Here is a 25,515-nt window from a genome sequence, read left to right as displayed (position 1 = left end):
TACCTTAGGCTAATGCCTTATTGATGAATTACTCGCTTCCGTGTTCATGCCCATTTCGCATTAGACAACATTGTTACATCTTTTATACCGAATACAGCCAATCCTAATGAAATGGATGACAACAATAACCTTGGTGATAAAGGACGTGAACGATGAGTCTAATCCAAAAATCTTTAAAACGAGTGCTCAAAACAACCGCTGTCGCTGCCGCGATGGCACTTGCAGCGACTTCTGTAAACGCTGCTGAAAAAGTCTATCGTTTAAAGCTTGCTGAAACTTGGGGGCCTAATTTCCCAATTTTTGGTGATACCACAAAAAACATGGCCAAAATGGCGGAAGAGATGTCCAACGGACGTTTGCAAATCCGCATTGATTCCGCAAACAAGCATAAAGCGCCTTTTGGGGTGTTTGATATGGTTAAGTCGGGTCAGTATGACATGGGTCACTCAGCGTCTTATTACTGGAAGGGTAAGGTTCCAAACACACTTTACTTCACTTCTATGCCCTTCGGTATGCTGCCAACTGAGCAGTATGCATGGTTTTACTACGGCGGTGGTATGGAGCTGATGGAAAAAGTGTACTCTCCACATAACTTGATGTCTTTCCCTGGCGGTAATACCGATACTCAGATGGGCGGGTGGTTCCAAAAAGAGATTAAGTCCGTCGAGGACTTACAGGGTTTGAAAATGCGTATCCCAGGGTTTGCTGGTGAGATTTTGGCTGAGTTAGGTGCCAAGCCAACGAATATCGCCCCTGGTGAGCTATATACTTCTCTAGAGCGTCGCACAATTGATGCCTTGGAATGGGTTGGTCCATCGCTGGATCTACGTATGGGCTTCCACAAAATCGCGCCTTACTACTACACAGGTTGGCATGAGCCAGCGACTGAGCTTCAGTTCCTCGTTAACAAGCGTACCTGGAATCGTCTACCTGATGATCTAAAAGCGATTTTACAAGTAGCCATGAAAACGGCCGCTTACGATATGTACACGCAATCGAAACACGAAAGCGGCAAAAACTGGGCATCTATTAAGTCTGAATACCCAAATGTTGAAGTAAAAGATTTCCCACCTGAAGTCGTAGCTGCGTTGCGAGAAGCAAACGATCGTTTGTTGAAAGAACATGCAGAAAAAGATGCTTTGGCGAAAGAGATTCAAGAGTCGCAAGCGAACTATATGAATCAAGTTCGACCATGGTCAGATATTTCGCACCGAGCGTACTTAAACAGTCAAGCTCCACAATAACGTTATGAAGCAGGCGATGCCGAGAGGTTTAGCCTGCTATCGAAGCCCAAGAAAACTTCATAATGAATGCTCCGCACCATAGCGGAGCGCATCTAAACGTTCCACGGAGTTCGGAATGAGAAGTCTTATTTATATTGAGCGATTATTTAACCGCTTTAGCGATTTTCTCGGATGGTTATCCAGCATCCTGTTTATTTTGTTGTTAGCAAACGTTGTGTACGACGTTGTCATGCGTTACGTGTTTAATGATGTGTCTATCGCATTCCAAGAAATGGAATGGCATCTATTCTCTGCCGTATTCTTGCTTGGTGTGCCTTACGCAATTAAGTCCGGTGGCCATGTCCGAGTCGACATTTTTTATGAACGCTTATCTTACAAAGCACAATCCATCATCGACATCATAGGCACACTATTTTTCTTATTCCCTTTTTGCCTACTGGTCGCTTGGTTTGGTATTGATTTCGCCAAGGAAAGTTACGCGTTAGGCGAGACGTCTGGTGACCCAGGTGGGTTACCATATCGTTGGATTATCAAAGCGATGATTCCGCTGTCATTTTTCTTTATGGCGGTGAGTGGTATTGGATTGTTACTTCATTCAATCAACAAAATTGTCAACCCTCATCTCATCTATGCCGGTAATAACGGTAAGTCGTAAAAGGAAGTCATTATGATCGGTATAGTGATGTTTTTTGTTGCGCTCTTTGCGCTTCTATTGGGATTTCCCGTTGCCTTTACTTTTGGTGGTATCGCGCTGATTTTTGGTGTTTGGGCTGAAGGCATCGAGATGTTTGCTTTTATGCCATATCGAATTCAGTCCATTATGGAAAATACGGTGCTAATGGCCGTACCGCTGTTCGTTTTTATGGGGCTAGTGCTACAGAAAACGAAGCTTGCTGAACAGCTACTAGAATCAATGGGGCGTTTGTTCGGTGGCGTTCGCGGTGGTATCGCTATTTCTACCGTGTTAGTTGGCGCATTGCTTGCAGCTTCAACGGGTGTGGTAGGCGCATCAGTTGTTGCGATGGGCTTAATATCTCTTCCTGTGATGCTCAAGTACAATTACGACAAAGGTTTAGCGTGTGGGACTATTTGTGCGTCTGGCACGTTGGGCCAAATTATCCCACCTTCTATCGTGTTGATCTTGTTGGGTGATGTACTTGGCGTACCGGTAGGGGACCTATTTCAAGCTGCGATCTGGCCCGGTATTACACTTGTTGGCGCCTATGTGATCTATATTCTCATCTACGCGAAGTTGAACCCTCAAGCCGCACAGGCGATAGAGCGCGATGAGTCGATCAGTCGTAAACAAGAAGTGCTCACCGCACTGAAAGCTGTATTGCCACCTTTAGCATTGATCATCGTGGTATTGGGCTCCATCTTTGCAGGGATTGCAACACCAACAGAGTCAGCGGCACTGGGCGGTGCAGGTGCGATAATTTTATCACTATTGTATAAACAGTTTAGTTGGTCGATGATTTATGATGCATCAAAAGAGACAGTTAAAGTAACCGCAATGGTCTTTGCGATCTTACTTGGTGCGACCGCCTTTTCAATGGCATTTACCTACACTGGTGGTGATTATTTAGTTGAAGAGTGGATGTTAGAACTGCCGGGTGAAAAGTGGGGATTCCTTATTATTACCATGGTGGTGATTCTGATTTTAGGTTTCTTTATCGACTTTGTTGAAATCTGTTTTATCATCGTGCCAATTATTGCGCCAGTCGCTGAATTGATGGGCATTAATATGACGTGGTTTGCGATTCTTATTGCGATGAACTTACAGACGTCGTTCCTCACACCGCCATTTGGCTTTAGTTTGTTCTATCTAAAAGGTGTCGCTCCAGCAGGGGTTACTACGCGAGATATCTACAAAGGTGTGATGCCATTCATCGCGATTCAGATTGTTGTGTTGGCGTCTTTGCTGTTTTTCCCAGGTTTTTACGGTATGAGTTAATCACTCGATAATAAAGAGATTTTGTGAACTGAGAGTTTTTACCTTTTGAGACAAGTTGTTAAGCTGTTAATTATGTCTATGCAGACACAATCGATTCGTTTGTACTGCTAAGATAGTAAGCTGTAAAGGCAGCGTTTCATGGAGGGAAGGGATGCCTCTCAAAGCAAAGTTAATTCTGCTGACACTGATACCCGTGGTATTGGTGTCAGCGAGTATCAGCTGGATCTCTATCTATCAAACTAAGACCCTTGGCAAAAGGGAGGTGGAGATCTTTCATCAAAACCTGATCCAATCAAAAGAAGCGGCGCTGAAAGATACGGTCGACGTCGCTTTTGACTCCATTTCTTACATCTACAACGATCCGACTTTAGAAGAGAGTGTTGCCAAAACGCGTGTGAAAGCGATTTTAAATCGTTTGAGTTATGGGTCGGACGGCTATTTTTTTGCTTATGATAAATATGGTACCAACCTTGTACACCCAGTTCTTCCGGAGCTTGTCGGGGAAAACTTACTCTATCTTGAAGACGAAAATGGCGATCGCTTAATCGAAGCTTTATTGTATCAAGCGCAATCTGGTGGTGGATTTCATCAGTACCTGTGGCAAAAGCCATCTACGGGTGAAGTTGTCCCTAAGCTTAGTTACGCTGCATGGCTCGATAAGTGGGAATGGATGATAGGGACTGGGCTGTATATTGAGGATGTAAGCCGAGAAGTCGCCAATATGCGCGCGGCGGTGAACAAAAATATCGAAACGACATTTTTCTCAGTCGTCGTGATCTTAGCGGTGACCGTTGCTGTAATCATTGTTCTCACTCTGGCGATCAATCTGCACGAGCATCGCCTCGCTGATAAGAACCTGAAAGAATTGGCACATAAAACCGTGATGTTCCAAGAAGATGAGAAAAAGCATTTAGCGCGAGAACTGCATGATGGAATCAATCAGTTGTTAGTCTCCAGTAAATGTCATTTAGACTTAATGAGTCATAGACTGGAAGACGAAAAACTCAAATCCCACTTAGATAAATCACAACGATCGCTCGTCACCGCGATAAATGAGGTGCGGCATATTTCTCATCAGCTCCGTCCAAGCGCCCTCGATGATATCGGTTTAGAAGCAGCACTGACGACCTTGCTACAGGACTTTCATTCCCATTCCGGGATTGATATCGAGAGCAATTTCGATACTCAGCAGCATAAACTGACTTCGGAAGTCGCAACGACACTATATCGCGTCGCTCAGGAGTCTTTGAATAACATTGAAAAACATGCGCGAGCGAAAAAAGTAACGGTTACTTTGCAAAAAATGGGCAATATGCTGCAATTACTCATACGTGACGATGGGCTTGGATTTGTGGTTAACCATGCAGTGCACCAACAAGGGATTGGGTTAAGGAACATGCAAGAGCGTGTAGAGTTCATCGGTGGTGAATTTGAGCTAATGAGTGAGCTTGGCTTGGGAACAGAGATTACCGTGCTGCTTAATTTGGATGAAATAGTTTATGGATAAACCGATTAGTGTAGTGATTGTCGATGATCATCAAGTGGTATTGGATGGCTTCATGGCTCGTTTGGAGTTAGAGCCTGACATCGAAGTGGTGGGTACAGCAAGTAATGGTTTGGAAGCGATAGAGGTCGCAAAGCACTTGCAACCGGACGTCATATTGATGGATATCAGCATGCCAATAATGAACGGTATTGAAGCGACTGGTGTAATTAAAGAAGCTCGCCCAGAGAGCAAAATACTTATGTTGACCATGCACGATAATCGCGAGTACATCATGAAGGTCATGCAAGCTGGTGCCGTAGGATATATGCTCAAGGAAATCTCGGCCGAGAAAATGGTGCAAGCAATAAAAACGGTGAACCAAGGCTCGACGTATTTCTGTGAATCCGTCACACAAACACTCTTTACCCAAGAAGTGGTGCCTGCCACGCAAAAAACGAATCCTCTCAGCCGCAGGGAAGAAGCGGTACTTAAATTAGTTGCTCAAGGAAACAGCAGCAAGAAAATCGCCACTTTACTCAATATTAGTTATCGAACGGTAGAGACGCATCGCCATAACATTAAGCACAAGTTGGACTTACATTCGACGGCAGAGTTAGCAAAATATGCGTTTGAAACTGGGTTGACTGAGTAGGAGAGTAGTGCCCGCAAAAAGCGAGCACGTGGGAGCGAAACTAATCGGCTTTGGTAATGCTACCAAGCTCTAGCATTGGAGCAACATCGATGTCCTCTGCATTCATCATCGTCGAGATGCGTTGAACGGAAGATAGTAGAAGGGATTGCTCCCATTCTTCCAATTTTTGGAATCGATTAATGAAGTGCTCTTGCAGCGGCGTTGGTGCTTGTTTTAAGGCTTCTTGGCCCTTGCTCGTAAGTACAGCATGCACTTTACGCTTGTCTTGAACACTGCGCTGACGCTCAACAAACTGGCCTCGTTCTAGTCTATCTAGAATGGTCGTTGCGGTCGCTTGGCTCATGTTAGTGTGGCTAGACAACTGTTTAATCGTCACGTTATCTAAGTCATTGATAGCGCGCATCAAAATCAACTGTGGAGCAGTCAATCCAGACTCTTTGCTCAGCTTTTTAGAATGTAAATCAATAGCGCGGATGATCTGACGAATCGAGACCAATACTTCTTCGTACTTTTCCAATTTATTCATCCAGTCTGTAGGGAACATTTATCGAGGCGACACTAACTTAAATGCGCCCTTATTTAAAGGGGGGAAATCAAAAATTACCCCTACAATTTTACGCCGTGTCCTCAATACCATTTTGTCGCGCCTTTTCGACAAAATAAGAAGAGCTAAAATTATTATAGCAATAAATGTTTGTGGTCTAACTATTGTAGTAGTGATTTGTTCTATCAAAGGCCGTAACCACACAGTGAAAAGTAAGTTATTGGATTTTTTAATAGCAAAAAGATAGACAAAAACGTGTCAAATGATAGGATCTTGCGCCTTCACGGAATGCAAAACGTATCGTGTTCGAAAGATTTTTTTGTTTGGTACGTAAAAACACTACAAAAATAGAGAGGAACGATGACAAAGGGTATAGATAAGTACAGTATCGATAGTACCGACTATACGGTAGGTCAGGACAACGTTCAAAAATGGGGTTTTGATGTTCATAACCCAGTTTTTGGTATTAGTGCAGGTTTAATTGCGCTGTTTCTTGTCGCTGCATTAGTTCTAGATGCACATACCGCAAAGACGGCACTTGATGGGCTGAAGTGGAAAATTATTGGTTCATTCGATTGGTTGTTCATTATTGCAGGTAACATTTTCGTTATTTTCTGTTTGGCGCTTATCGTCTCACCAATGGGTAAGATTCGACTAGGTGGTAAAGACGCTGTTGCCGATTACTCGTTTATGTCATGGCTTGCAATGCTATTTGCAGCTGGTATGGGTATCGGTTTAATGTTCTGGAGTGTTGCAGAACCTGTCGCTTACTTCACCGGTTGGTATGAAACGCCACTTGGTGTTGAGGCAAATACACCAGAAGCCGCGAGATTGGCACTGGGTGCAACGATGTTCCACTGGGGCCTTCACCCATGGGCAATTTACGGTGTTGTAGCACTTTCTTTAGCATTCTTTGCCTACAACAAAGGTTTACCGCTATCTATGCGTTCGATCTTCTACCCACTTCTGGGTGATCGTGCATGGGGTTGGGCTGGCCACATTGTGGACATTCTGGCTGTGCTTGCGACTTTATTTGGTCTTGCTACATCCCTAGGTCTAGGTGCGCAGCAAGCAGCAAGTGGGATTCATCACGTATTTGGTGTTGAGCCAGGCCTAGGTCTGCAAATCGTCGTTATTACCGTGGTGACTTTACTTGCTGTTGTTTCAGTCGTACGCGGCATCGATGGTGGTGTTAAAGTCATTAGTAACATCAACATGGTTGTGGCGTTCTTGCTACTTCTCCTTGTTGGTCTTATCGGTTGGGCGGCGAGCCTAGGTTCGATTCCAACCACACTTATGGCATATGTAGAGAATATCATCCCACTAAGTAACCCGTTTGGTCGTACGGACGAAGCTTGGTTCCAAGGCTGGACAGTGTTCTACTGGGCTTGGTGGATTTCATGGTCGCCATTCGTAGGCATGTTCATCGCGCGTGTTTCTCGTGGTCGTACCGTTCGCGAGTTCATCACAGCAGTTCTACTGGTTCCAACTGCGGTTACCGTTGTTTGGATGTCTGTATTTGGTGGCCTGGCGATCGAGCAAGTTGTTGATAAAGTAGGTGAGCTGGGCACAAATGGCTTGACTGACGTATCACTTGCTATGTTCCAAATGTTTGATGTTCTTCCATTTGGTAGCATGCTTTCTATCATCGCTGTTGTGTTGGTACTTGTGTTCTTCATTACGTCTTCTGACTCTGGTTCACTTGTTATCGACAGTATCACGGCAGGTGGTAAAGTCGATGCACCTGTACTTCAACGTGTCTTCTGGGCATTCATGGAAGGTGCAATTGCGGTTGCTCTGCTATGGATTGGTGGCTCCGAGGCGGTTCAAGCTCTTCAGGCTGGTGCCATTTCTACAGCACTGCCATTTACCTTCATTCTGCTTGCAATGTGTGTGAGCTTATTGATGGGTATGCGAACTGAGCGTCAGTAATTCGGCATTTTATAAAACCGTTTGACTAACAATTAATCAAAAGGCCAGCAATTTGCTGGCTTTTTTTGTGCGGTTTTTATGACGCTCGAGACAAAAAAATGACACATGAAAGTTCATATTTTACAAAGAGTTAATGTGCTATTTTGTTTTTTAAAAATTAGTGAATAGTCGTAAAAAAGTGTGTAATATTCATGCACCTTAACTGTTCTCCCAACTCAAAAAACTATAAATATGAAATTATCATTAAAACAAAAGCTTATAGGCGCAAGCCTTTCTGCTGTTGTTGTGATGGCAACAGCACTTACTTGGTTGTCGGCTGGTCAATTATTTGATCAGACTCGTTCAGGTGTCTATTCACGTGCGCAAAGTCTTAGTACTACTGCGTCAGAGGGAATTTCTGATTGGGTCAATATCCGTAAAGATATTGCCACTGCGTTCAACGACTACTCGACCGAGCAAGACGTTGTTCCTTTCCTACAACAAGCTCGCAAGGCTGGTGGCTTCGATGACATCTTCCTTGGTACACCAAACGGTGATATGTACCGCTCTCATCCGGAGCGTAACCGTGCTGATTATGACCCTCGCACACGTCCTTGGTACAAGGATGCTGATGCCGCGGGTAAGCAAATCATCACAGCCGCATATCAAGACGCAATCACGAATGCACTACTTGTGACCATTGCTGAGCCAGTAATGAAAAATGGTCAGTTTGTTGGTGTTGTTGGTGCGGACGTACTGATCGATCAGCTTATCAGCGATGTGATTAACTTAGATGCAGGTGAAAACGCGCATGCGATGCTAATCGACATGAATGAAGGCACCTTCTTAGCGCATCCAGATAAAAGCTTGACGCTTAAGCCTATCACCAGTGTTCTAAAAGATTTTTCAGAAGAGGCAATTGAGCGCGCCGCCGATGAAGGTCGTATCGAAGATACGGTAATCAAAGGAAAAGAGAAGCTTTACTACTTCAATAAAGTTCCTGGTACGCATTGGATGTTTGCGATTGAAATGGATCGCGCAACAGAAGAAGCTGGTCATGCGGTATTACTACGAGATCTATTGTTTACTGCTGTGGCGATCACGATTGTAGTTATTCTTGCAGTTTCTTGGCTAGTTGGTTTCTTGTTCCGTGACTTGAACCGCGTATCAAATGCACTGGAAGAAATTGCATCTGGCGAAGGTGACTTAACGCAACGCCTAGAACCACGCAGTGATGATGAAGTAGGTAAACTGGCGGAAAACTTCAACCGTTTTGTTGGCAACATGCACACAATGGTTACTAAGCTTAGCCACGTATCTTCTGCGCTTTCAGAGCAAGCACGCACGACAGCACAGCAAGCTGAGGAGCGTAGTCAGCGTATCTCTTACCAGCAAGATGAAATCAACATGGTGGCGACGGCTGTGAACGAAATGGCAGCAGCGACACAAGAAATTGCAGGTAATGCTGATAGTACGGCAAGTAACTCAGAAGAAGCGGTTCAAGCTTGTTCACACGGTTCAAGCCAAGTAACTCAAACGCAAGGCTCTATTCAGAACTTAGCGCAAGAAGTTCAAGTTGCTACTGATGTGATTCAAGAGCTAGAAGCACACGGAAATAGCATCAATACGATTCTATCAACGATTCAAGGCATTGCAGAGCAAACGAACCTACTTGCACTTAACGCGGCGATCGAAGCGGCACGTGCAGGTGAGCAAGGCCGTGGTTTTGCTGTGGTTGCAGATGAAGTCCGCGTATTGAGCCAACGTACTCATGCTTCAACGCAAGAGATTCAAGAAACTATCGAGATGCTACAAGGCACAACAGCCAAAGCGGTCGGTATTATGGGTGACAGTCGTCGTCTAGCTGATACCAGTGTTGATGATGCCAATGCGGCTGCAGCGAGCTTGACGCAAATCCACACTGCTGTTGAGCGTATCAGTGATATGGCAACGCAGATTGCTTCAGCAGCAGAAGAGCAAGCATCGGTAACCACTGAGATCACTCGTAACACTGAAGGTATTCGTGACGTGTCTAACGAGTTGTCAGTCGAAGCTCATCAAGCAGCAGAACAAGCTGCTCACCTGTCTGAGCTATCACACGAACTTGAACAAGAGATTCAACGCTTTAAGCTGTAATCTTGTCTCAAGCTAAGCAAAAAAAAGGAGCCATCTGGCTCCTTTTTTGATCGCTATTAAGCGTGAAGTATATTACAGCCAGAACTCACTGATGGGTTGCTCTTCACTGTAATGATGGGCGATTTGCGCTTGCAGTAGCTCTGCGGTAGCAATTGCATCGGTTAATGCATGGTGAGGCGTATAGTCTGGCAGCCCATAACGGCGTCGAGATTGCGCTAGCCGAACCGATTCTGGTTTTTTCCCTTTTAAACGCTCCCAGAGAGAGCCTGAACGTTTCTGTTGAATCGTTTCTTCAAGGTGCAGCGTATCTAAAACAGGAAACTCGATACCTTCCCCTAAACGGCTTTTGAGCGCTTTATCCAGAAACTCTCTCTCGATACGACGGTAATGAACAACAATGATTTTCCCGCTTAAGCATGGTAGCAGCTCGCTTAAGATATCGCCTAAGTCAGGCGCATCGATCAATTCGCTGTGAGTAATACCGTGTATAATGACTGAATCTTCATCGAGTGCACGCTGTGGACGTACCTTCCAATGACGCGAGTTACGTAGGAAAATTCGCTTCAGGTTAAACGGCACCAAACCAATAGTAATGATGTCATGTTTTTCAGGATTCAAACCCGTCGTTTCGAAATCTAACGCCACGAACTCTACCTCAGATAACGGTGTTTCTGGAGCAGGCGGCTTGTTGCTATAAAACGCAATTAAATTCTCATCTTTCGCCATCTCCAGCTTTTGTTCAAACTTCGTTGGCCACTGAATGGTTGGCTTCTGAAAGAGCTTTTTAATCATGCTAAACCTCACTTAAAGCTCTTGTTCGCTTGGTAGCGGAACTTAAGGAAATTTTGACCATTGCTTAGGATCTGGAATGCATCCTTTAGGTTGCGACGTTCAAACTCAGAGAGGTTTTCCGGTTCGATATTGTTATCAGGCTCAATGCCTAGTTCCACATCCGTCGCTTGGTGACGAATACGTACCATGGAAATAAATTCTAACGCGTCTTTTAAGTCTTGTGCTCGACCTTTTGGCAAAATGCCAGCATCAATAATGTCGTCAAGACGCTCAAACGAGTTCTGTGCACGTGAACCAACCGCCAGAGAGTGAACGCGAATTAAGTCGACCAGAGGAGCAGTACCGCGACGTTTGAGGTTGATGGAGTTGTTGTGTCTGCCATCTTTTTCCATCACGAAGTCTTTAAAGAAGCCCAGAGGTGGTGTTCTGTTTAGTGCGTTACGAGCCAAACACGCTAAGAAGCGGTTGTTCTTTCGAGCGCGACGAACAATAAAGCTAGTTAACTGTTCTGCCCATTTTAAGCGGCCATAGACGCCATCCAAGTCGAAAAAGATGGAGGCATTGAGTAGTGCTTTCGGGTTCGGGTTATCAATCCAGTCAGCAAAACACTCTTCCCACTCTGAACGAGTCATGCGCCATAGTGGGTTGGTTGCCATAATATCGCCTGTGCAATATTTGTAGCCACAGGCATCTAACCCATCGCTGACGTATTTTGCTAGGGCTTCGAAGTATTTACCATGTTTCTCTTCTTGATAGGTCTCATCTAGAATGATGGCGTTATCTTGGTCAGTCACCAACAGTTGCTCATCTCGTCCCATTGAGCCAAGTGCAAGGAAACAATAAGGAATTGGCGGTGGGCCAAGCTCTTCTTCTGCCATTTCTAGCAGACGCTGTTTGAAGCTTCGGCCAATGACCGACATCGCGCTACCCACCATGTGAGAGTTGGCATCTTCATTGACCAGACGCACGAAGCTGCTTTTCACTTCTTCGGCAACAACGGCTAAATCTTCGATAGTCTGTTGTTGGAAAATACTACTCACCAACAACAACGAATTCTGAGATTCATAACGAACAATGTCGGTTGTTTCGATAATACCGATTGGTAATTGGTTTTTTACCACTGGTAGGTGATGTACGTTGTAACGCAGCATCGTTAACATTGCTTCATAGATGTAAGCGTTGTGGTCAAGAGACATGACCTCCGTGGTCATCACACTGGACACATCGTCCTGTGGGGACAAACCTTCAGCTAACACACGGGTACACAAGTCACGGTCAGTAATGATACCAAGTACTGGGGACTGTGGATCGTCTTCGTCACGAACGAAATCTGGGTCGACGATAAGTAAAGCCGATACGTTGTCATTCGCCATTTGCTGCGCGGCTTGCTGGATTGTCTGACCACGATCAATCGTATGAGCATCGCCAGTCAGCAAGGTTTTCACTTTCGACGTCGTCAGGTCATTGGCGTCTTTGTTTTCTGAAATGGCTTGGCGTAAACGAGCGCTATTTTCAACTTCAACAAAATCCGCAAAGGAATCAAAGTTATCGTAAATTTCTTGGAAAATGTCACCAGGAATACAGTAGAGCAGGGTATCCTCAATGGCTTTTACCGGAAAGCGGACTTTGTTATTGGTGAGCATGCCCATCTGGCCAAATAGGTCACCTTCGTCAAGGCGATTATACAGCTCACCTTTGCGTCGATAAACTTCAACAACACCGCTTCGCACCACGTATAAATCTTGGATATAGTCTCCAAAATGGATGATGGGGGTATCTTCTCGGTAGTACGAGATTTCGACACTCTCTGTCACCTTGTTTAGTGTTTCTTCAGGGAGTTCATTGAACGGGGGATACTTGGCGAGAAAGTTGTAAATCTCGAGAAGTTCTGCATCCATCGAAGGCGCCTTTTAGTTCGCAAATAATAAAGTAATCTTAACTTAGTTTTAAAACAGAGTCTTATCTGAACCGCGATTTTCGTGCTCAGTCATAAGATTCTGACATATCGCACGATAAGGGAGCTTCATTTTTACTACTATATGGTCACCTCAATTGAAAAAGACGTCGTCGATATGTTTTCTTCGTGATGACTGATTAGATCTTTGGCTGTTTCAGATCGTTATCACGTCTTTAGATTAAGCTATTCTTCTTGAGCCAAGTAGCTCAGGCGATGGAATACAGTGTTTAGATAATTCTCATGAAAGGAAGTCGAATGGTGAGAAATTTATTGCTTGTTTCTTTAGCTGCTTTGCCGGCGATATCAAGCGCAGCGGTCATGGACCAAGCAGAAAAATTTGGGTACGAACACATTCATTTGGATGTTGGTGCCGGAACGACAAACGAAGAATGGTTAGATAACTCTAATGCGACCACAGTTGGACTCGGTGGTAACTATTTGTTTACTGAGAACTGGTTGTTTAATGTTGATTACTCAGCGCAGTTTTTCCATCCGGATGATTTTACTCTTCGCATTGACCGCCTTTTGTTTGGTGGTGGTTACCGTTATGGAGTTACAGAGCAATTCGATATCTACGGGATATATGGAATAGGCGCAATCAAAGCGAAAGCGACGGACGACAAAACGGATAATACGTTGTCTTCCGATAGCGAATTGATTCAAGCTGTAACTGTTGGGGTGAATTACTTGCTCAGTGAAAAGCTTATTGCGACAGCTGAAGTGGAGTTGAACCGTAGTGATATAGTTGATGAGAACAATTTTAAGATCGGTTTTAACTACCAATGGCATAAAGTCATCGGCACTGGTCTTTTTTATCAGTTTAGAGATACTGATTACAGCGGTGAAAGCTCAGATTACGTCAATGAAGTTGGGCTGAGTTTGAAGTTTGTCTACTAGATCGGACGGGTTCGTTTTTGGCGTTAAGTTAAAACAAAAAAGGTCAGCTTATGCTGACCTTTCCTTTTAATAAAGTATGCGACAGTCGATTATAAAACCGCTGCAATGCCTTTACACAGAGGGCCCATATTTGACTTCGTCATACCAGCAACACTGATTCGGCCAGAACCGACAATGTAAATACCGAACTCTTCTTTAAGGCGGTTAACTTGCTCTTTAGAAAGACCAGAGAAAGAGAACATACCATTTTGACGTTCGATGAAACTAAAGTCTGCGTCCACACCCTCTGCTTTTAGTGTCGCTACAAACAGTTCACGCATTTCTTGAATACGGTCACGCATTTCTGCTACTTCAGCTTCCCATTCCGCACGCATTTCGGCGTTGCCAAGAATGTGAGTCACGACAGCGCTGCCGTGTGCAGGTGGGTTAGAGTAGATAGAGCGAATAATGGCTTTAACTTGAGAAAATGCGGTTGTTGCGACTTCTTCTGACTCAGCTACTAACGTGAAGGCACCTACGCGTTCATTGTATAGGCCAAAGTTTTTCGAGAAAGAGCTCGCGACTAGGATTTCTTTGTTGTATTTAGCAAAAGTACGAAGACCTGCAGCATCTTCTTCCACACCTTTAGCAAAGCCTTGGTAGGCGAAGTCGAACAGAGGAAGCAATTTCTTCTCTGCGATAAGTTTCGCCAATGTTTCCCACTCTTCAGCCGTAGGATCGATCCCTGTAGGGTTGTGACAGCAGCCGTGTAGAAGCACGATGTCGCCTTCAGATGCAGATTGCAGATCATTTAGCATCGCATCGAAGTCTTTGTCTTTTGTTTCAGCATTGTAGTAGCTATATTGTGCCGTTTCGATACCAGCAGCAGTAAATACGCCGTTGTGGTTCGCCCATGTTGGGTTGCTGATCCAGATCTTTACATCGCCTAGTTGACGTTTAATGAACTCGCCGGCAACACGTAGTGCACCAGTACCACCCGGAGCTTGAGCTGTTTTAGCACGTTTTTCGTTTACAATTTCTGCATCAGAGCCGAAAAGCAATTTTTGCACTGCAATGCCGTACTCTGCTGTGCCTTCGATGGTTAGGTAAGATTTGGTTTTTTCAGTTTCAACAAGTGCTGCTTCAGCTTTCTTTACTGTCGCAAGAACGGGAGTTTCGCCTTGCTCGTTTTTGTAAATACCTACGCCAAGGTTAATTTTTTCTGCGCGAGCATCTTTTTTAAACTCTTCAGTAAGGCCAAGAATAGGGTCAGCCGGAGCGGCAACTACTTTTTCAAACATAATCTTCATCCATGTTAATCGAAGGGGTGTGCTAACATTTATACCTTTCAGCAATATTGGTTACAACCGTTACTGAAAAGAAAACCTAAAAAGTTGCGATTTGAAACAGAATTCTAACATAACTAAAGTTTTTGCCATGAAAACGTTTGGTAGGCACAGAGTTTGAAGGGCATTTATGCCATGGTTGGAGAAGTTTTGCACACATCCCAATCGTTTCAATTCAGTGCTTTGCGTTAACGCGTTTATAGTTGTCTAGTGAGGATTTGTTGAGACAAAAACGCCCCACCAAAGGTGGAGCGTTTACTGTTAGAAGTATGGATATCGGTTGGGGTTACTTCTTCAGATTGATTTCCGACTCAACCGCATTGGTTTCGATGTCAGGGTTAGAAGAAAGTTTTTCAGTCGCCCAGTCGTTCATATGCTTTAAGATCGCTTTTAATGCGTGTTTTTCGGTTGGTACTTCTGTCTTTTCAACTTCAAGTTTTTGCTTCGGATGCGTACCCGTCGCATCTTCTGCAACGTGTAACCAATCTGGATGCCAGTAATAAGGTTGGCCGGAAGGAGAGCTCCAAGAATGTACGCCGTTGGATTCACCTTTGTATTTAATATCTTCTTCGTTGTATTTCGCCATTATTGTTTTCTCTCATAATCCATGAGTTGAGGTGTGCATCACCATTACTATTTAAATGTAACAGATGTAATGAAAATTAATGTGATAACAATCGACTTATTTTGCCCTTTGAACGCGATAGAAGATGCGTACTTCTCATTCAGAAGAATTTACTATTTGGCAGGTTTTAGCTTTATTTGTGTTTAAAGCATACGACGATGGATTCGCCTACCTAATGCTATTCTTGAACGGTGATAGAGCCTAAACTACTCGTCATTCAAGTGTTTGAGAATCGCCGCTTTTGCATGCCCTTCTGTCGCTGTTTCTCCATCAGGGACTTCAAGGTCAGCCTTTTTGTGCTCACCCAAAGCATCTTCAGCGATATGCAGCCAATCAGGATGCCAATAATAAGGGGTGGTACTGCCAGGATGGTCCCAACTATGTACACCTTTATGTTTTCCGCGATACGAGAGATCGTCCATTGTAAAAACTTTCATCGCTTCCTCCTGATTTAAAGACAGTAGTTCGAAGTGAGTTTAACGCACTCAGTCCAACGTAAAACCTTGGCTTTTAGGTATTGCAAAGATGTGAGGCAATATGTGTGTAACGGTCAAAGTATGGGATATAAACGCTCACTTCGTGGCTGAAATATCTATTGATAAGCTTGATAAATTACGTTGCTAAATTGAATACTCCCATATCAGAATGCTGGCGCGAAGTATGCTATGGTGCGGCTGTAAGTGAAATGAGGGAAACATGAACCGATACCGTCAACTGGCTGAGCTGTTCAAAACGCAGATTCAGCAAAATACTTGGAGAGCAGGGGAAAAGCTGCCATCAGTGCGTGTAACAAGCCGAAACCATTCTGTCAGCGCAGGTACGGTATTACAAGCTTATCAGCTGCTCGAAGCACAAGGTTGGGTCGCAGCGAAACCTCAGTCTGGATACTTTGTTACTGCGGAGTTGGACCGCTTCGAACCGAGTTCTCCAGCCACTTCCGTTTATCGCTCTAGCATCAACGATGAACTTTACGACTACCTCAAAAATCAGGCCTCACCGAATGCGGTGAAGTTTGGCTCCGCGTTTCCAGACCCAGCATTGTTCCCATTAGAAGCGCTAAACCGCAACCTAGCCAGCTCAGGCAGGAAGATGGGGGCAGAGACGTTATTGGATAACTTGCCGCCGGGCTGTGAGTCTCTACGCCGTTTGATTGCTCAACGGTACATCCAACAAGGTATGGTGTTTACCCATGATGATATTGTCGTTACTTCTGGCGCATTAGAAGCGTTGAATTTGAGCCTTCAGGCCGTGACCCAGCCTGGAGATACTGTTGTAGTTGAATCACCGACGTTTTATGGCGCACTTCAAGCGATTGAACGTTTAGGTCTAAAGGCGATAGAAATAACGGTGGATCCGTTAACTGGACATTCAGTGGATCAAATTGAAGCGACTTTTGCCGGCAATGATGTTCGCGCATGTTGGTTAATGACTAACTTTCACAATCCAACAGGAACTTTATTAAGTGACGGGCAGAAGCAACGTATCGTCGAACTGGCTGACAAATACGATGTGTACTTGATCGAAGATGATGTGTATTCAGAGCTTTATTTTTCTGAAAAAAAGCCAAGCTCACTTAAAGCTTTTGATACACAAGAGCGCGTGTTGCATTGTGGATCATTTTCAAAAAGTCTTTGCCCTGGCTATAGGCTGGGCTGGGTGGTAAACAAACGCTTCAATGAGCAACTTCAAAAGCTGCAACTTATCTCGACGTTGTCAGGCAGTGCACCAATCCAGCAGGGTATCGCGCATTACTTGCAAAACGATAGTTATGATAGCCATCTTAGAAAACTGCGAAAGAATCTTGAGCAGCGGCAATTGGCGTTTATTGAACTGGTTGATAAGTACTTTCCCCAATCGATTCGTTACACGCAACCGGAAGGCGGCTATTTTCTTTGGATAGAACTGCCGAAAACAAAGTGCGGAAAAGCGATTTATCAGAAGTTATTGGAAGCGAACATCACTGTAGCATTTGGTCAGTTGTTTTCTATCGCTCCAAATTATGAGAACTACCTGAGGCTTAATACATCGTTACTTGTAAATGATGAATTAGAACAAGCCGTGAAGACGGTCGGAGAATTACTTCATTAGCCAACTGTTTACCTGTTTTTTGCTCAAACTGTATCAGTGGACGATACCGAAGCTGTGTTTCAATCATGGGCAAACAACCATTTAGGTTAGGAGCCGTAATGAAAAAGCAGTTGGTAAAGCATGAACTTAGGTTGATGGGTGTTGCTATTTTTAGCGCATTTTTGTTGGTGTTTGCACATTTGATATTGGCGAAATCTTTTTCTCATATGGTTTGGACGGAATACACTGCTGCCGTTATCCCATTTGTGATGTTTGGCTTGTGTGTGGTTGGAGTAAAATACGCAGCGCGAGCAGATGAGGATGACGACGAAAATAACAACTAGAGTGCATACATCGGTTGCTAGAAAATCATTCGTACAAAATAAAAGACCTCCACATGGGAGGTCTTTTTAATTCCATATCACTAAAAAGTGATTAGAAGTTCGCAGAGCGAGGAGTACGTGGGAATGGGATCACGTCACGAACGTTGCCCATACCAGTTACGTAAGATACTAGGCGCTCGAAGCCCAGACCGAAGCCTGCGTGTGGCACTGTACCGTATTTACGTAGGTCGCGGTACCAGCTCATATGTTCAGGATCGATACCCACTTCACGCATACGTGCATCTAGAATGTCTAGGCGCTCTTCACGCTGAGAACCACCGATGATTTCGCCGATGCCCGGTGCTAGAACGTCCATCGCTGCAACTGTTTTACCGTCATCGTTAGCACGCATGTAGAATGCTTTGATGTCTTTCGGGTAGTTCTTAACGATTACAGGTGCTTTGAAGTGTTCTTCAGCAAGGAAACGCTCGTGCTCAGAAGACATATCGATACCCCATTCAACTGGGAATTCGAACTCACGACCTGAATCAAGAAGGATCTGGATTGCGTCAGTGTAGTCAACTTGCGCGAAGTCAGAAGAAACGAACTGCTCTAGACGAGTGATTGCTTCTTTGTCGATGCGTTGAGCGAAGAACTCAAGGTCATCGCGACACTCTGCAAGCACTGCTTTAAACACGTACTTGAGCATGTCTTCAGCCAGTTTCGCTACATCATCCAGTTCTGCGAACGCAACTTCAGGCTCAACCATCCAGAATTCTGCTAGGTGGCGGCTTGTGTTTGAGTTTTCAGCACGGAAAGTAGGGCCGAAAGTGTAAACTTTGCTTAGCGCACAAGCGTAAGCTTCTGCGTTTAGCTGACCAGATACGGTTAGGAACGTCTCTTTACCGAAGAAGTCTTCGTTGTAGTCCACTTTACCAGCGTCAGTGCGAGGAAGGTTTTCCATGTCTAGCGTAGATACGCGGAACATTTCACCAGCGCCTTCAGCATCTGAAGCCGTGATCAACGGCGCAGATACCCAGAAGTAACCTTGCTCGTGGTAGAAGCGGTGGATTGCTTGAGATAGGCAGTTACGTACACGTGCTACTGCACCGATTACGTTTGTGCGCGGACGTAGGTGCGCAACTTCACGTAGGTACTCGATTGAGTGACGAGTTTTTGCCATTGGGTAAGTTTCAGCATCTTCAACCCAACCAACCACTTTAACGTCAGTGGCAGCAAGTTCGAAGTCTTGACCCTTTGCAGGAGATTCAACAATCTTACCAGTTACTTCAACAGAGCAGCCAGTCGTTAGCTTTAATACTTCGTCTTCGTAATTATTAAGATTATTTGGGACCACGGCCTGAATCGGGTCGAAACAAGAGCCGTCATATATGGCAAGGAAAGAGATTCCAGCTTTGGAATCACGACGTGAACGGATCCAGCCACGAACAGTCACTTCGCTGTCTACTGCTAGCTGACCTTTCAATACGTCTGATACAGGCGCGTAAGTCATGTTTTCAATATTCTCCATTGAGGTAAAAATTCAACTCAACGCTTACTTAAAGTACTTGTCTAATAACATTTTTGTTCAAAAAACAAGCTAAGCGCTGAGTTGGGTAGCATTTTACAGATTCAACGAGACATATTACCTGTCAATTCGCTCGCATCAACCTTTATATTCGTTTTGATGGGGAGAATCTCTCTATTTATTCACTCTTTTGTGCTCTGAAAGTGTGAATTGGTTTAGTAATTGCTCTAAACGTTCGGATAGATGCTCTAAATCAACACTAATATCACGCGTGTGCGATGCTGATTGCGATGTGTCGTTAGCATGCAGTGTGATCACATCTATTTTAGATTGAATATGCTGACTTACATCAGATGTGGTTTGCGTCTGGTTTTGGATATCTTCTGCATGTCTGAGCACTTGGCGCATTTCGTCAACAACGTTATGCATTGTGGCTGATAGTGCCTCGACATCGACAGAGCGTTGATGAGCAAACTGGCAGACGGTATCAACAGAAGTTAATGACTCTTCACTTCCTTGCTGGAATTGAGAAATGATATGTTCAATATTACCAGTGGCCTCAGCCGTCCTAGAAGCCAGGTTACGCACTTCTTCCGCGACGACCGCAAAACCGCGCCCTTGCTCTCCGGCACGGGCGGCTTCAATAGCAGCATTCAACGCGAGCAGATTGGTTTGTTCTGCAATACCCTTAATAACCACAAGAATGGACGACACTTCTTCGGTTCTTTGGTTTAGAGAGCTGATTTTTTCCCGTACGGTATCAATGTTACTTACTAGTTGTTTGATGTCTTCACTTACATTGTGTGCTTGGCTTGCACTATGAGTGGCGACATCAACGGTGTGATTGACCAAAACAGTAGCATTATTAGTCGAGTCCTCAACCGCAGTTTGTTGCTGCAACATATCGGTGATATTAATTTGTACTTCGTTGGTCTCTAGCTGTTGGTTATTGGCCGCTTTATCTGTGGACTGCGCGACAGCAGTTAGTTTACTCGCGGAGTCGGCAAGTGAGTGAGAGGTGTCTTGCACACGTTCTAAGCTTTCGGAGACCGTATCCATGAATGAATTGATTGAAGTAGAAAGTTGGCCCACTTCATCCTGTTGGTGATGCATAAGTCGTTGAGATAGATCTTTGCTATGGCTCACATTCGACATGAATTTCGACGTTCTTTGAATTGGTCGTACAATGATTTTCTGAATCAAACTCATCGTTATGATGAAGCCCACAAATGCGATTACGGCCATTATTCCCATCGCAAACATTGCCTGTTTACTGATCATTGAATTGACGTGGTTCATGTTGTATTCCAAGCGAATCGCGCCCAACACTTCTCCTGCTGGTGCAACGTGGCAAGAAACGCAGTTGGTGCCACGGTAATTTTCGCTCGATTTCATTGGTAGTGCGACTACTAACCCTTTGCCCCAATCGGCTGAGATTGGTTCAATCACCAGTTCACCATTCAACGCTCGTTGATCAATATCATCGACAGGCTGCTGGTTTTGTTGCCCAGGTCCGTAAAGTTTGGTCACAGTATCAGCTCGCAACACGCGAACTGCTTCAATGCCTTCTTGGGTCAGGGCCTTTTGACGTAAGGTTTCTTTTTGCGACATGGTGCCCGTAAGCATCATCATATTTAGGCTATCGAAATAATTGCTAGCCTTATCATGGAGTTGTTCACTAAGAACATCATTGATTAAGGTTTTTTGTTGATGGTATTGGTAAGCCGTAGAGGCAGCTAGAACGCAGCTGAAGACAGCAATTAACGCCAGTAAGAGCTTAAAAGTGATAGTTGAGCGCATAAATTTATAAGTGTAATTGGAACGAACTGCACAATATTAATGTGCACAAATGCGCACTGCGAACAACGAAATGAATGATTGTGACCCCACACATGTTGGGGATATGTAATTGTGATGTGAGTGCTGTGTAATCAAATGTTTGGCGCGTGACAGAAATACGGCGCTCTGGTGTGAGTGATAGCAAAGAGGCCAGGAACCAGCGGAAGTTTTTGCTACGCTTGTATGGGGTAACGCTTGTCTCTTGGCAGCGAATTCCTTAGTATTGCCTGTCTTTTTAAAGCCTGAGAATCAAGATGAAAACAGAATTATACAAAGGGAATATGTTTTAATTTCAACGGCTTTCTAGTAGCTTCGGAAATCTACATCGTTTATCATGTTAGACCAATAAATACGGGGCTTGCGAGCTTCATGGCGTTTCTTCATGTAACATGAGGAAAATGCCCGAAGAAACGTAATGTGTGTATATATTGTGTATATGACAAGGTAGATTATGACCATTACCGAACGGGCTTTAAAGTCCAAAAATAACTTCCCAACAGACAAACCACACCAAGATTTAGCCGACGGCGGTGGCCTACTTGCGCGCTTTTATAAGAGCGGAAAAATTAGCTTTTGTTATCGCTTCCGCTGGCAGGGTAAACAAGCCATTTTAACAATCGGCACTTATCCTCAAGTTTCTTTAAAAGAGGCTAGGGATATCCACCGAGAAGCCAAAAAGATGCTTGAGCAAGGTTTAGATCCACGAAACCACAAAGCCAAAAAGAAAATCTCAACTGTTCAAGAGTGTATTGAGTTTTGGATTAAGGAAGAATTGATCCCAAGACGCAAATATCCAAAGCTAATTATCAACGCGCTAAATACACACATAATTAGCAAGATTGGCTCTAATGAATGGGAACAGATGAAAACTGTTGATTGGATCAACGTGATTAAGACTATTGAAGGGAAAACTGTTCCGGTTCGATTGCTGACAGAATTAAAGCAGTGTGCCAAATACCTAATGGCTGTAGACATTATTGACGAGAACAAGCTGATCAATATACAAAGTCGCTTTGTTGGTACACCGTCTAAGCCAAGGGATAGGGTTTTATCATTCAAAGAACTCAAGCAAATTTACGACTATTGCCGTTCTGGTAAATACCCTCCTGAGTTTGCGGCAGCTTGTTTAATTCTCATGTTTACCGGAGCGCGTAGCGGAGAGCTGAGAACGGCCAAGAAAGTAAACATCGACCTGAAAGATAGAACTTGGAAAGTGCCACCAGAAAATAGCAAGAACGGGCGTTTAATCGTTCGTCCAATTCCAGATTTCTTGTTTGGTTACTTTGAGTTTTTATACAACCTTCACCCAAACTCCGAGAACTTAATTATCTCAAATCGGGGTAGGGAGTTAGGAGTACAAGGTTTTCAAAGTCGTTTTAGACCGTTACAAGCGGCATTAGCGTTACCAAGCTGGTCGCCACACGTATTTAGACATACTTTAGCCACACACTTCGGTGATTTGAAAATTGAGCCTTATATCGCTGAGAAGATGCTAGGACATGAAATGGCTGGTGAAATGAAAACCTACAACAAAGGTCAGTATTTAAGTCAACAGTTAGACGCTATGAGAGTCTATCACGACGCTGTAGTTAACTATAAAGAGAGTAATTAATTTAGAACCCTTTTGAGCGTATTAGTCTACAGATTCTACACGTAAAAATACGGGTGTTAGCACTGAACTTAGAACCCATGAATGTAAGATTGCGAGTGCTAGTTGTATAAAGTGATTGATGCTTAATGGTTTTTTGTTATTTTATGTTTATTTTTCTCTATATTGAAAAATAAAGCTTTACATTTAATACGGAACTAGTGATACTGAACTTGCTCTGTTGTAGTTCAGAGTTATTAAATGAAAAATAAAGTTTTTAAGTTAAGCCCTCAGAATTCCTTCATTGTTATCCTCAGAGTTTCCCTCTCTAGCTTCATTATAAACATTAAATAATTCAAGATTTCAGTGCTTCTCTCGCAAGTTACGCGTAAATTATATTTAAAATAAGGGACAACATATGTCTAATAATAAAACTGGTTCTGTAAAATGGTTTAACGATAGTAAAGGTTTCGGATTTTTGACACCAGATGATGGTAGTGCTGACGTATTCGTTCACTTTAACTCTATTGTTTCAGAAGGCTTTAAAACTCTAGCTGAGGGCCAAAAGGTTAACTTTACAGTAGAGCAAGGCCAGAAAGGTTTGCAAGCTGCAAATGTAGTTGTTGCATAAAATTATTTGTAGAGGTGTATTCACACCTCTACTACTCTCATCTCCTCTAAACCCATACAATTTATTTATTACTCAAAGAACATAAAATATCTTCATTTAAATTAAAGTATTAAAATAAATTATAACTAAGACTAAGAAAAATATGCCTACATTCAATATAAAATATATAAACGAAAGTAATAGTACTTTACGCATGGAAACTGTTTTTATGCGTGGATTAAAAGGTGCAAAAATATCAGCATCCTCCTGCGCTCCATTTTGTACAAATAGGATTGAGCTTCGAGACCTTATTGGTACATTGTTAGCCCACAAAGAGGGCGGGATCTGGGTGAATGCTGTAAAAGCTTAATCCAAAATAAGTACAATACAATATCATTCGCTATAGCTTTGTCGCTCTCCTTATATAACAGGAAGTTAGAAGATGTTATAAAAAGTCGTAACCTTGATTTTTCTCCCACCTTAAGACATCTTCCGTTTTCCAAATGAGTCTCGGTGAAGAGATTACAGGTTCAGGAAATCCTTTTGTTTTACGCCAGTTGTATAGGCCACGTTTTGTGAAGTTTTCACCATCGCGCATTGCAAAAGGGCGATATCTAACAAGCAATTGTTCAATACTAATTAATTTTTCTTCCACTTTTTTAACTCCTCATATTGAAGCTGAATTTCCGTTCAGTATGGTTTTGTGAGTCCAAACTCATCAAAATTAAACTTGTTGCCGATTGGTTGTGAATACATCCCAACTATTTATTGATTTTGTGAAGCGCCGCTTTTCATTGAACCGCTAGTTCTTTTTGAGCTGAATTGCCAAGGCGGATCGGCATAAATCACACCGTATCTCACTTGCGACGAACCTCGTTTACTTGCTCTTTCGTCCAGTTCTCGCGTTCCCAAGGTTGAACGATCTGTTCGTCAATTGCTGCTCGGATTCTTGACGCACTTGCTTCGCTAATGCCCTTAACTGATTTTGCTAGTTGCTCATCGGTTGGGTGCATGACGCTGTAAACAGAGAAATAATTCGCATCGTTCAGAAGTTTTAATTCTCGATCGGTGATTATGCCATCGTAAACAGATTCAAGTGTGACTTCTTTGAAGTGTTCCACACGCGCAATTAGATGCTGGTGGCTAACTTCAGCAGCGTTTGTGTAAATTTCTTGAAGGTCTGTATATAGCTCTGTAGGAATACGACCTTCAAACTCGTGTACCGTAGGGATAAGAGGAATCAGCCAGTCAGAAACACTTACCACACAACAAATAGCCCAATTTGAACGCAATTCAATATGGAAGTTTAAGTCACGAATTACGCTTAGATTTCTAACCAGTGGCTTGAATGCAAGAGGGTAGCCATAACGGTAGATAAATAGCTCTAAACCGTCTTTTCCAACGTATGGCTTTTCTACGTCCCCATCAATGAAATGCAATCGAGCTTTGTATTCTTCGCATAGGTGCGTTGCTTCTAATGCTGCTTCGCTTAGTTGAGTCACTTCCTTTTTCAAGCGAATATTTTCTTTGCGGTAGTCGCTTGACTCTTTCTTTAAACGGTTGATTGTATTTAATCGTTCGTCAGCAGTAGCGCGTGATTTAGCTAGGCGTTGCTTCAAAGCGTCTGGGTTCATTTCACGGTAACGCTTAACTTCTTCTCTTAGTGCAGGAAGATCAGCCGTTCTTGATTTTAGTAAGTTAAGTTCGCTGCGTAATTTGTTGAGCTTGTCTAGGTGGTCTAGTTCAATTGCTTCGTTTTCTTTGGTCAGCTCAATAACTTTTAGTTCAAGTGTGTCACGTTCAGACTCAGCCTTTTCAATTCGATCAATTAGTGCGTTGTACTGATCAGTTTCGTAGTTTAGAGAGTCAGAAACTAATTGTGCTTGGGTTTCAACAAGAGAAAGGACGTTACCAAGTTGATTTTGAACCATGTTTAGAAGGTGATTAATAGCAACATCTACAGGTTGGATTTGGTCGGTCATTGGTCTACCTTGTGAATAAAACTAATCTGATTTGGTTCCCTCGTGAGTGAGGGAA

General features: G+C 43.6%; 22 protein-coding genes. 12 read left to right on the top strand and 10 right to left on the bottom strand.

The genetic code is table 11. The features are described from left to right. The first annotated feature begins 152 nt into the window (after nucleotides 1-152). From R7P80_RS22165 to R7P80_RS22145, 5 genes are all read left to right on the top strand, one after another. Complete coding sequence (locus R7P80_RS22165; protein WP_225491958.1) at nucleotides 153-1,244, top strand: TRAP transporter substrate-binding protein; 1,092 nt, start codon at nucleotides 153-155, stop codon at nucleotides 1,242-1,244. 115 nt (nucleotides 1,245-1,359) lie between these two features. Further along, nucleotides 1,360-1,899, top strand: a complete 540-nt coding sequence (locus R7P80_RS22160) for a TRAP transporter small permease subunit (RefSeq protein ID WP_005376869.1) — start codon at nucleotides 1,360-1,362, stop codon at nucleotides 1,897-1,899. A gap of 12 nt (nucleotides 1,900-1,911) precedes the next feature. After that, entirely contained in the window at nucleotides 1,912-3,198 is a 1,287-nt protein-coding gene (locus R7P80_RS22155) for a TRAP transporter large permease (RefSeq protein WP_005376871.1), read from the top strand. A gap of 151 nt (nucleotides 3,199-3,349) precedes the next feature. Beyond that, a complete protein-coding gene (locus R7P80_RS22150) occupies nucleotides 3,350-4,705 on the top strand; it encodes a cache domain-containing protein (protein ID WP_053306569.1) in 1,356 nt (451 codons plus the stop codon). Then, on the top strand, nucleotides 4,698-5,336 hold the full coding sequence (locus R7P80_RS22145; protein WP_005376875.1) for a response regulator: 639 nt from the start codon (nucleotides 4,698-4,700) through the stop codon (nucleotides 5,334-5,336). The genes R7P80_RS22150 and R7P80_RS22145 overlap by 8 nt, the downstream gene beginning before the upstream one ends. Before the next feature lie 40 nt (nucleotides 5,337-5,376). Here R7P80_RS22145 and R7P80_RS22140 read toward each other — a convergent pair whose 3' ends face one another. Further along, entirely contained in the window at nucleotides 5,377-5,853 is a 477-nt protein-coding gene (locus R7P80_RS22140; protein ID WP_005376877.1) for a MarR family winged helix-turn-helix transcriptional regulator, read from the bottom strand. A 387-nt stretch (nucleotides 5,854-6,240) separates the two neighbouring features. On the opposite strand from R7P80_RS22140, the gene R7P80_RS22135 reads away from it, so the two are divergent. Beyond that, on the top strand, nucleotides 6,241-7,812 hold the full coding sequence (locus R7P80_RS22135) for a BCCT family transporter (RefSeq protein ID WP_005376879.1): 1,572 nt from the start codon (nucleotides 6,241-6,243) through the stop codon (nucleotides 7,810-7,812). 231 nt (nucleotides 7,813-8,043) lie between these two features. Beyond that, nucleotides 8,044-9,927, top strand: a complete 1,884-nt coding sequence (locus R7P80_RS22130) for a methyl-accepting chemotaxis protein (RefSeq protein ID WP_005376880.1) — start codon at nucleotides 8,044-8,046, stop codon at nucleotides 9,925-9,927. A 72-nt stretch (nucleotides 9,928-9,999) separates the two neighbouring features. On the opposite strand, the gene R7P80_RS22125 is transcribed toward R7P80_RS22130, so the two are convergent. Together R7P80_RS22125 and R7P80_RS22120 are read right to left on the bottom strand one after the other, a co-directional pair. Next, nucleotides 10,000-10,719, bottom strand: a complete 720-nt coding sequence (locus R7P80_RS22125) for a 3'-5' exonuclease (protein ID WP_005376881.1) — start codon at nucleotides 10,717-10,719, stop codon at nucleotides 10,000-10,002. 8 nt (nucleotides 10,720-10,727) lie between these two features. Continuing rightward, nucleotides 10,728-12,617: a DUF294 nucleotidyltransferase-like domain-containing protein gene (locus R7P80_RS22120; protein ID WP_033905640.1), complete on the bottom strand. Its 1,890-nt coding sequence runs from the start codon at nucleotides 12,615-12,617 to the stop codon at nucleotides 10,728-10,730. Between the two features lie 314 nt (nucleotides 12,618-12,931). Here R7P80_RS22120 and R7P80_RS22115 point away from each other — a divergent pair, with 314 nt between their 5' ends. Continuing rightward, nucleotides 12,932-13,573: an outer membrane beta-barrel protein gene (locus tag R7P80_RS22115; RefSeq protein ID WP_025767291.1), complete on the top strand. Its 642-nt coding sequence runs from the start codon at nucleotides 12,932-12,934 to the stop codon at nucleotides 13,571-13,573. 89 nt (nucleotides 13,574-13,662) lie between these two features. Here the strand turns inward: R7P80_RS22115 and R7P80_RS22110 are convergent, their stop codons facing one another. The 3 genes from R7P80_RS22110 to R7P80_RS22100 all read right to left on the bottom strand — a co-directional run bounded on the left by R7P80_RS22110 (nucleotide 13,663) and on the right by R7P80_RS22100 (nucleotide 15,960). Next, nucleotides 13,663-14,853 carry an amino acid aminotransferase gene (locus tag R7P80_RS22110; protein ID WP_047103223.1) on the bottom strand — a complete coding sequence of 397 codons (1,191 nt, stop codon included), beginning with the start codon at nucleotides 14,851-14,853 and terminating at the stop codon, nucleotides 13,663-13,665. 331 nt (nucleotides 14,854-15,184) lie between these two features. Beyond that, entirely contained in the window at nucleotides 15,185-15,484 is a 300-nt protein-coding gene (locus tag R7P80_RS22105) for a hypothetical protein (protein WP_005376885.1), read from the bottom strand. A 245-nt stretch (nucleotides 15,485-15,729) separates the two neighbouring features. Beyond that, nucleotides 15,730-15,960, bottom strand: a complete 231-nt coding sequence (locus tag R7P80_RS22100) for a hypothetical protein (RefSeq protein WP_225491957.1) — start codon at nucleotides 15,958-15,960, stop codon at nucleotides 15,730-15,732. A gap of 259 nt (nucleotides 15,961-16,219) precedes the next feature. On the opposite strand from R7P80_RS22100, the gene R7P80_RS22095 reads away from it, so the two are divergent. After that, nucleotides 16,220-17,611, top strand: a complete 1,392-nt coding sequence (locus tag R7P80_RS22095) for a PLP-dependent aminotransferase family protein (protein ID WP_062730527.1) — start codon at nucleotides 16,220-16,222, stop codon at nucleotides 17,609-17,611. Nucleotides 17,612-17,709: 98 nt separating this feature from the next. Next, entirely contained in the window at nucleotides 17,710-17,934 is a 225-nt protein-coding gene (locus R7P80_RS22090; protein WP_017636102.1) for a hypothetical protein, read from the top strand. Nucleotides 17,935-18,025: 91 nt separating this feature from the next. Here R7P80_RS22090 and asnS read toward each other — a convergent pair whose 3' ends face one another. Continuing rightward, nucleotides 18,026-19,426: an asparagine--tRNA ligase gene (gene asnS, locus R7P80_RS22085; protein WP_017636101.1), complete on the bottom strand. Its 1,401-nt coding sequence runs from the start codon at nucleotides 19,424-19,426 to the stop codon at nucleotides 18,026-18,028. Nucleotides 19,427-19,615: 189 nt separating this feature from the next. Further along, nucleotides 19,616-21,241, bottom strand: coding sequence for a methyl-accepting chemotaxis protein (locus R7P80_RS22080; RefSeq protein WP_053304300.1), 1,626 nt, complete (start codon nucleotides 21,239-21,241; stop codon nucleotides 19,616-19,618). A 490-nt stretch (nucleotides 21,242-21,731) separates the two neighbouring features. Between R7P80_RS22080 and R7P80_RS22075 the strand changes: the two genes are divergently transcribed. Next, on the top strand, nucleotides 21,732-22,892 hold the full coding sequence (locus tag R7P80_RS22075) for a tyrosine-type recombinase/integrase (protein ID WP_170891589.1): 1,161 nt from the start codon (nucleotides 21,732-21,734) through the stop codon (nucleotides 22,890-22,892). Nucleotides 22,893-23,286: 394 nt separating this feature from the next. Continuing rightward, entirely contained in the window at nucleotides 23,287-23,499 is a 213-nt protein-coding gene (locus tag R7P80_RS22070; RefSeq protein ID WP_225491956.1) for a cold-shock protein, read from the top strand. 424 nt (nucleotides 23,500-23,923) lie between these two features. Here the strand turns inward: R7P80_RS22070 and R7P80_RS22065 are convergent, their stop codons facing one another. Together R7P80_RS22065 and R7P80_RS22060 are read right to left on the bottom strand one after the other, a co-directional pair. Next, nucleotides 23,924-24,133 (bottom strand): hypothetical protein, encoded by a 210-nt coding sequence (locus R7P80_RS22065; protein ID WP_025630572.1) that lies wholly within the window; start codon nucleotides 24,131-24,133, stop codon nucleotides 23,924-23,926. 202 nt (nucleotides 24,134-24,335) lie between these two features. After that, nucleotides 24,336-25,460, bottom strand: a complete 1,125-nt coding sequence (locus R7P80_RS22060) for a hypothetical protein (RefSeq protein WP_225491955.1) — start codon at nucleotides 25,458-25,460, stop codon at nucleotides 24,336-24,338. Between the last annotated feature and the right edge of the window lie 55 nt (nucleotides 25,461-25,515).

The organism is Vibrio sp. 2092 (assembly GCF_033339635.1).
Classification (GTDB): domain Bacteria; phylum Pseudomonadota; class Gammaproteobacteria; order Enterobacterales; family Vibrionaceae; genus Vibrio; species Vibrio alginolyticus.
This window is presented reverse-complemented; position numbering and strand designations above follow the sequence as displayed.